Annotated in this window: 5 protein-coding genes and 1 pseudogene; 1 reads left to right on the top strand and 5 read right to left on the bottom strand. The window is 55.2% G+C overall.

Translation table 11 applies throughout. The annotated features are described in order from the left end of the window. Positions 1 to 278 precede the first annotated feature (278 nt). Together repB and FMN63_RS27590 are read right to left on the bottom strand one after the other, a co-directional pair. The gene (gene repB, locus FMN63_RS27595; RefSeq protein ID WP_162530133.1) at positions 279 to 1,298 is read right to left on the bottom strand and encodes a plasmid partitioning protein RepB; all 1,020 of its coding nucleotides are present in this window, start codon (positions 1,296 to 1,298) and stop codon (positions 279 to 281) included. Continuing rightward, complete coding sequence (locus FMN63_RS27590) at positions 1,295 to 2,674, bottom strand: AAA family ATPase (protein WP_148587397.1); 1,380 nt, start codon at positions 2,672 to 2,674, stop codon at positions 1,295 to 1,297. Before FMN63_RS27590 ends, repB begins: the two co-directional genes overlap by 4 nt. 315 nt (positions 2,675 to 2,989) lie before the next feature. Here FMN63_RS27590 and FMN63_RS27585 point away from each other — a divergent pair. Continuing rightward, positions 2,990 to 4,320 (top strand): annotated as a pseudogene (locus tag FMN63_RS27585) (transposase). 134 nt (positions 4,321 to 4,454) lie between these two features. On the opposite strand, the gene FMN63_RS27580 reads toward FMN63_RS27585, so the two are convergent. The 3 genes from FMN63_RS27580 to FMN63_RS27570 all read right to left on the bottom strand — a co-directional run. Beyond that, on the bottom strand, positions 4,455 to 5,057 hold the full coding sequence (locus tag FMN63_RS27580; protein WP_148587396.1) for a methyltransferase type 11: 603 nt from the start codon (positions 5,055 to 5,057) through the stop codon (positions 4,455 to 4,457). A 68-nt stretch (positions 5,058 to 5,125) separates the two neighbouring features. Continuing rightward, entirely contained in the window at positions 5,126 to 6,472 is a 1,347-nt protein-coding gene (locus FMN63_RS29760) for a DUF3560 domain-containing protein (RefSeq protein WP_209001417.1), read from the bottom strand. Between the two features lie 466 nt (positions 6,473 to 6,938). Then, positions 6,939 to 7,219, bottom strand: a 281-nt coding sequence (locus tag FMN63_RS27570; protein WP_148587395.1) for a DUF932 domain-containing protein, incomplete at its 5' end; no start/stop codon positions are given.

The raw sequence follows: 7,219 nt of genomic DNA, 5'->3' as shown, positions 1-7,219 counted from the left end.
CGCTCGCAAGAACCCCTGCAGAAACCTTGCGAAAACTCGCAATCTGCTGAGCAGTGGACATAAGTCCCCCTTCTCCGGAAGCGACCCAACGCGACCGGACCTATGAATTTTGAATGGGAGACAGGCAGAAAGACGCAATAAGCAGTGCCCTGCCGTTAGACAGAACTTGCCTTGCGCCACAAGTGATTCTAAAATCCTAGTTGTCGGACTGAGATTTTAGGTACCTGTGCCTATCTCAATTAGGACCCGCCCTTGTGGCGGGTTCTTTTGTTTAACCTCTAGTCGTTTGCCTCCTTTCCTGATTGATATTCTGCGAAAAGACGATCCAGATTGTTCGCGACATACGCGCCAAAGTCCTGAGCTTCTGCAGTCCTAAACTTCAATTGCAGACCAGCCTTTGATTTTTGGATATCGGCGGCAAGATTGGTGCTCGGCCCCTTCCAAGTAGACTTTTCGGAAGTCGCGACGCTTTGAGCCCTATCGCACTTATTCAACTCCTTGAGCATTGCACTAAATCGACCGTCAGACTTAAGACCTGCCCAGGCTTCAGACTGAAGTAAAGCGTCCAGCGCCTTCTGTTTTTTCGACGGGAGTTCCTTAGCTTTGAAATGCGCTGCCAGCGTTTGCCATTTAGGCCCCTTTATCGAGGGCGCAGGGCCGATTTTTCGCAAGACAGATTCGGGAATATCTTCCGCCGTCGTGTAATAGTTGACTGCGTTTTTCGTTCCAGCACTGCCAAGAGCTTTAGCGATTAATGCCCGAGTGACGCCACGCTGCTTAAGCGTGGACACAAAAAGACACTTTTCGATAAAGGTGAGGTCTTTGCGTTCCCGGTTTTCAATTGCCTGAGCAACTATCAGTTCATCGTCAGACAGGTTCTTCACAATCGCCCGGACATAGCGATCAAGCTGAAGGCATGCGCGTTTCCGCCGATGACCATACGCTATCTGATAACGATCAGGAATTTCCGGATGCGGCCGCACTAAGATTGGAACTTGTTGACCGGCAGTCCGTATTGTTTCGGTGAGCCCTTCTAACTCCGGATCAGAATCGACATCCATACGGTCCCGGAACGGAGAGTCATCCAAGATGTTAGGATCCAACATCTGGATTTCGTTTCCTGGAGTTGCGCTCGTGGGTGCGCCAATGCCAGCCATCACATCGGACATTAAATCCAATGGATTTGCATTTGAGCGTTCGGCGTGTTCGCTGCCCTCATGCTTTGGTCGAGACTTTTGCGACCGCGGCTTATTCCAAATTTCGGTTAGTGCGTCTCGGGCGTCTGCGCGTTTGCTCATTTCCGACCCCATGAAGATGTAATTATGTGTTCAATTTCTTGATTCACTGCCTTCATCGCCTCCATTACGCGCTCGAAGGTCTTACGTGTGAAACGCCCGCGATCAGCCTCATAAAGTGATTGCTGGTACGTGCCTGCTTCAGCGATTGCACTAGATTTCACCATGATATTGTGGAGCACATTTGAAAGGTGATTTCGAAGCATACCAATCACCAGTGCTTCCGGTGACGAGTTGGTATCATGTCGGGTGATCAAATAATGCAGGCTCTTCGAAACGTCATAATTTGCGCCGCTGATGCTGGTCATAGCCAGCTCAAACTCTTGCTGCTGCCGAAGATAGGTGTAGAGATACTGAGCCATGGACTCACAATCGAGCCATTGTGGATGTATGGTCACGACAAGATGATCCGCTGCAAACATCGCAGCATTTGTCACATATCCAAGGTTGGGTGCCGTGTCGCAAACGACGATATCATAATCATCTTTCACGTCCTGCAAGGCCCAGGACAAGCGAGCGAAATAAGCGCGGTCGAACCAAAGATCGCGAACCTCCTGCTGTAACTTCGCGATTTCAACCTTAACGGTCTTCGACTGCTCAATGTTCAGCGATCCAGAAGACAGCCTCTCATTCAATTCCGCGACACGGCTCAAAAGCTGCCCTTGGTGATATTTCGCCTCGACCGATACACGCGGCGCGTCGAACTCCCAATATGAAAGGCTCCGGCCACCCGGAACTAAATCCAGTCCCTCAAAATAAGTTTTGAGAGCCACTTCGGAAATCGACCGGGGATCCTCGGACCTAAGAAAAGCATAGCTAGTTGCGTCGTCGTCAGTCTTTTCAGGCGGGACCCCAAACATAGCACTGGCGGACCCTTGAGGATCCAAATCCAGCAACAAGACACGATATCCGCGGAGGGCAAGGTGTTGCGCTAGATGAGTGGCAGTAGTTGACTTGGCAGAGCCACCCTTAAAGTTTGACAGTGCAATCACTCGCATAGGATCGCCGTCTCGGCGTCGAGGCATATAGCCAATACCCTTTGCCGTATCGTAGCCTGCTTTTTCGGCAAGAGCGGTCCGTAACGTATTCATGTCGCTGAGGCTGTACGATCTGGCATTTCGACCGTCGCGCTCGGTCTCTAGCTCAATTTCATCAGCTATCATTCCGAGGTAACGAGTTGAAACACCGATCAGCTCTGAGGCCTCGGAAGCGGTAAACCGCCTTAGCCGTTTTTGAGCGTTTGGCGGGAAATGTACTTTGCTTGTTTGATCGATTGTTTCTGTGAGCGCATTATAGTCCTCACACATTGACCGCAAAAAAGCAGACATGTTCGTGTCTGGCACGATTTCTTCAAAACGATGCTCTGCTGCTCTCTTCACGATTTCCGCCAAATTTAGAGAAGACGCCTTTTAACCGGAAATAAGAATAGACACGATTCTTTGACGGTCAACAACTTTAAAGTTAACGGCCATTAACGATTAATCAAACCTGTCTAAGATACTGACTTCATACGCGAAAACTAAAAAAGCCCAGGACTGCTGTGATTGAGCTGAAGACGAAAATGGGGCATTTGATAAAGAATCGGTGCGCCACCCCTTCAGGCAACTAGAGGGGGGGGGTAAAAATTTTTACCCCCCCCTCCAGACCGCTGACAAACCCGTGGACTTTGCCGGGATTTTTGACCCTCTGTTTTCATGTTGAAGAAGCCTCACCTAGATCCGAAGGCGCTCGATCAGCGAGTTCCCGCCGATGACCTGTTTCGCAAGATCGACGCGGTGGTCGATGTTTCATTCATCCGCAACCGTGTTGCGGATTTCTATTGCGCCGACAATGGCCGTTCACCGCTCGATCCGACGCTTTTGCTCTAGCTCTGTTCATCGGCTACCTGTTCGGGATCCGCTCGTAACACCCGTTGGTGCGTGAGAACGAGGTAAATGTCGCTTATCGCTGGTTCTTGCGTCTGAAGCTGGCGGACTAGGTATTCGATGCTTCCACGCTGCCCCAGAACCGATGCCGGTGCTATAACGACGTGAGCCTGGTGTAGGACATCTTCGACAGCATTCTCGAGCCGGCGATTTCTCATCGACTTGAGGATGGCACGGTGCCTTACACGGACTCAACCCACCTGAAGGCGAATGCCGACAAGGCAAATGCGATCTGGATCAGATCAAGAACCCGGGGCGGACTACTGGGCGCGTCTGGACAAGGCCAAGAGGCATGGAAGTAGACTGCACGGCCAGAAGCCGCTGAAGGACAAGACTCACGAGCCGCATGTCAAAGGGCGAGGGTCCCAGCCGTGCCGACCCGGACAGCGGTTACACGGTGTGCGAGGGCAAGCTAAGGGGCTCTTCTATCTGGACCACCGCATTGTCGACGGCAGACTGAAGGTCGCCGCGTGCACCTTCACTACACCGGCAAACGTTCATGACGGCATTACTTATCTCGCTCGACTGCATCGCCTTGCCTTCAATGTGAAAGCATTCGGTCTAAATTCGGAGCATGCCACTCCGGGGATCGCCTGGGGATAGGAGGCGCGGGACATCCTCGACATCACCGGTTACTGCCGCCCCACTGACCCAGGCCCCGGCTTGATGCGCATTGTCGGCCTTCGCCTACGAGTAGCAGGCCGATGGCTACCGCCGTCCGGAAGGTCAGTTGCCGCGCCAGGCCACGACGGACGGGAATGGTTACAAGCACTATAATTCCGATCCTGCGGTCTGCGGAACCTGTCTCCTTCTGGCGTCCTGCACGTCCAATACCAACGCGGAACAGACCCTGATCCGCCATGTCTGGCAAGAGCACGGAAGCCCATCGGTCTAACGACCTGGGGCAAAGCTCTCTACAAACGCCGCTAGGAAACCGGCGAGCGCTCATTTGCAAATGTAAAACAGCTACAGGTTATCGCTATACCACATTCCGGGGTCTGGTCAGTGTCAAAACCCAGTGCCTGCTTGCTGCTACAGCCCAGAATAACAAGAAAATCTCTATAGCCATCACCAAGGCCCTAAGCCAAGCTCCTGCGTGACAGCCATAAGCAGTTATCGGACCAGACAGGAACAAACAAAAGCCGGCTCAAACAAAACCAAAAACCGCCGAAATTGAGTGGTTTGTAAGCACTCTATGGTGGGGGTAAAAATTTTTACCCCCTCCCCCTCCCCTTCACCCTTCAATTCGCACGATCTTCGTCCTCACTCGACACGTCGAAAACGTGTCCTCCGGCAGAATCTCCATCGTTTCCGCGCCCTCATATTCAAACGCGATCGGCACGAGAGCAACCAGGGTCGAGGGGCCTTGATGGCCGTTTCTGCCGAGCAACGAGCGCGCGGCCTTGATATGCTTGCGCACCTGGGAAAAAGGCGGGTTCATGATGATACGCGGAAACTCAACTCGGCCCCTGACGCGCTCCGCATATTCCAGAAAGCATTCCTCAAATACGGCAACACCCAAGCGGCGAACAGAGCGGGCAAGTTTATGGTGGCGCTCCACTGAGCAGATCTCATTTGGACTATGGCCACTGGCCAGCAGCGCGGATACGAGCGCGCCGGTGCCTGCGCTCGGCTCAAGCGTGTTTAAGTCGCCAGGTCGGCCGAGATAGTCGACCATGCGGGCCGCGACATCTGCGGGCGTCACGTGGCATTCGCTGGCCCGATCAATCACAAGCGGTTCTTGGATTTCACGGACTTCTGGAATTGCCCCACTGTTGCGACGCTGGACGGGAATAAACATGGGTTTGTTGGGGCGGCTATAGACTGACTTCTTCATGACTGGCCTGCATACGCGGAAGGTCGGGAGATATTGAGGGGGACACGCCCCCTCACGTGCTCGAATGGTCAAGCGGCGTTGGCTTGCTTCTTGAAACTTTCCGGCGCCGGGTGCTCCTTGGAGTCGGTCAGGAACACGGCCACCCAGGGACGCGAAAAATACGCTCCGGGCGCGGTCGGATCGATGCAGATCTTGAAACGGAACATCCCGCAAACGCTGGTTCTGGTTCCGCGCTGGTCAACCCAGACCTTGGCATACTCGGCCTTGGTCAATTCGATCTGCCGAAAGGTCTGCGTTTCACCGGCATGGAAGCGGTTCGGTGCAACAAGCTCCCCTGCCCTGAAATTCAGGATCGGCGGTTTAGCATCTTTTTTCTCCGGCACCGAGTACCCGACCGACTGCATCAGATCGCGCCAGTCGTCGGAAGAACGCGTCACAGCCTTTTCGCTCGCAATGTGAAGCGGCAGTGGAACAGCGCTTTCCAGGGCAAAGCCTTCCGGAACCGCCTTTGCGCTCGGTTTCATCGCGCCATGTTCACGGGCAAAAGCTTGCAGGATGACCGGCGACAGCTCGCCTTCATATCGCGCCACCGGTCCCAACAAGTCCCGCTCGTACGCAAGCCGGTTGAGAATGTGGTCAATCCAGCGGCGGCGCTTTGGACTATTGATAGCCCTCTTGGCGCTCTCAATGCAGCGTGTGCGGAAGTCCTGGGGGCTGATGTCGCCGTCTTCAAGCTCCTTCGCTCGCTCCCAACTGACGAGGGCATTACCGCTTACATGGGCACGGCTGAGCTTCCTGATCTGGTCTTCGGTTTCCGCCTTCTGCCAGATGGACAAGCACACTTGGGCATGATTGACGTCACGCTGAAGGTCACGCAGCTCGGCAAGCAGCGTCTTGATGCGATTGGCGCGAACGCGTGGGCTGTTCTTCATGTTCGCGAAGCTTTCCACGCCTGCCGCTTTCCATTGCCAATACTGAACGGACTTTGCAGCCTTAACCGACTTGTCCATGGCGCTGTGCATCCGCTCTTGTGTCTTGCGGGCTTTCCGTTCTGAGTGGTGACCAACAAGGATGGGTTGGCCCATGTGGAACGCTTGTGAAAGATCGTCAGCGGCACGCAGGAATGCACTCGACTGAGCCTGTCGCTTGTCCGCCAGAGCATCCAGGCGCTCGGCCTTCGCCTCTGCGCGTTCGGCCAGCGTCGTAAATTCCGGCTCAATCTCGCCAGCAAGCTCAACGCACAAATCCTCACGGTCGGGCGTCCAGCGCGGCGCAACGAAAAGCTCCTGTTTCGGAGCCCATTTAAAGCCCATGCCTTTAACCCGGGCGTATGTCTCAGCGTCAAGCCTGCGGTCTGCGTAGAGGCGCAGCTTGTTGTCTTCCGGGCTGTAGGTGGCGGTAAAGGTGGCGGTCATTGGTTTGTTTCCTGTTTCCTGACTTGGCCGGGGTGGCTCGTTTCATTTTCCGCGTCGTCGGAAACGGGGGCGGCAGATCAAGGACCGTATGCGGGGAGGGGGATCACCCGCGCGCACAAGGCGCAGCCGCGGAGCGTGGGGACACCCCGCAGGAGGCCGCGCAGCGGTTCATCCTTGATCTGCCCGGGGGGCGGAGCCCCTACTTTCAAGAGAAAAGCCCGGCTTCTCTGTCGGTCGATCTTTCATGGGGTAGGCGCGCGGGTCAGGTTCGGAGAAGGAACGCGATCGGGCCGGTGGGCCGGCGCGATCCTGTTGCTTTGGAGGACCTAGGCCCCGCGCCGTAGGGGCGAAGCCCCTCCCCAGGATCAGCCCGGCCCGTCAGGGCTGGTCCGGTCCAGCAGCGGCGATCCTCAATTTCGAAGTGTGCAGACTGGCGGCAGAGTTCCTGCCGCCCGTGCTTTGCGCGTTAGGCTGCGGCTCTCAAGCCTTTCAGTTCCCCCATCTTCTCAGAAAGCGTCCAAAGGGCCTTGTTCAGTTTTACGTCCTGATCGATGCCCTTGACCGCTCGGGAGGTAGAGCGGCGAAGGCGGCCATGTTCATCGCGGAAACGTGCCTCCAAACCGCCCCGGATGGCGTTTTCCTGAACGACGTTAAAAGTTGTCCAGAGGTCGTTTTCCCGGTCGCCCGTGCGGCGGGTGTTCAAAAGCTGGCTCGGCTGAATGTGGGTCGTGGTTTCCCCTTCGCTGT

The sequence above is a fragment of the Stappia sp. BW2 genome (genome assembly GCF_008107695.1).
Classification (GTDB): domain Bacteria; phylum Pseudomonadota; class Alphaproteobacteria; order Rhizobiales; family Stappiaceae; genus Roseibium.
Note: the sequence above shows the minus strand (reverse complement) of the source record. Positions and strands in the feature narration are given on the sequence as shown.

What these genes read in the sequence shown, in the direction of transcription:
- FMN63_RS27580 (WP_148587396.1), bottom strand. Translation starts at nt 5,057, where the DNA reads ATGAAGAAGTCAGTCTATAGCCGCCCCAACAAACCCATGTTTATTCCC.
- repB (WP_162530133.1), bottom strand. Translation starts at nt 1,298, where the DNA reads ATGAGCAAACGCGCAGACGCCCGAGACGCACTAACCGAAATTTGGAAT.
- FMN63_RS29760 (WP_209001417.1), bottom strand. Translation starts at nt 6,472, where the DNA reads ATGACCGCCACCTTTACCGCCACCTACAGCCCGGAAGACAACAAGCTG.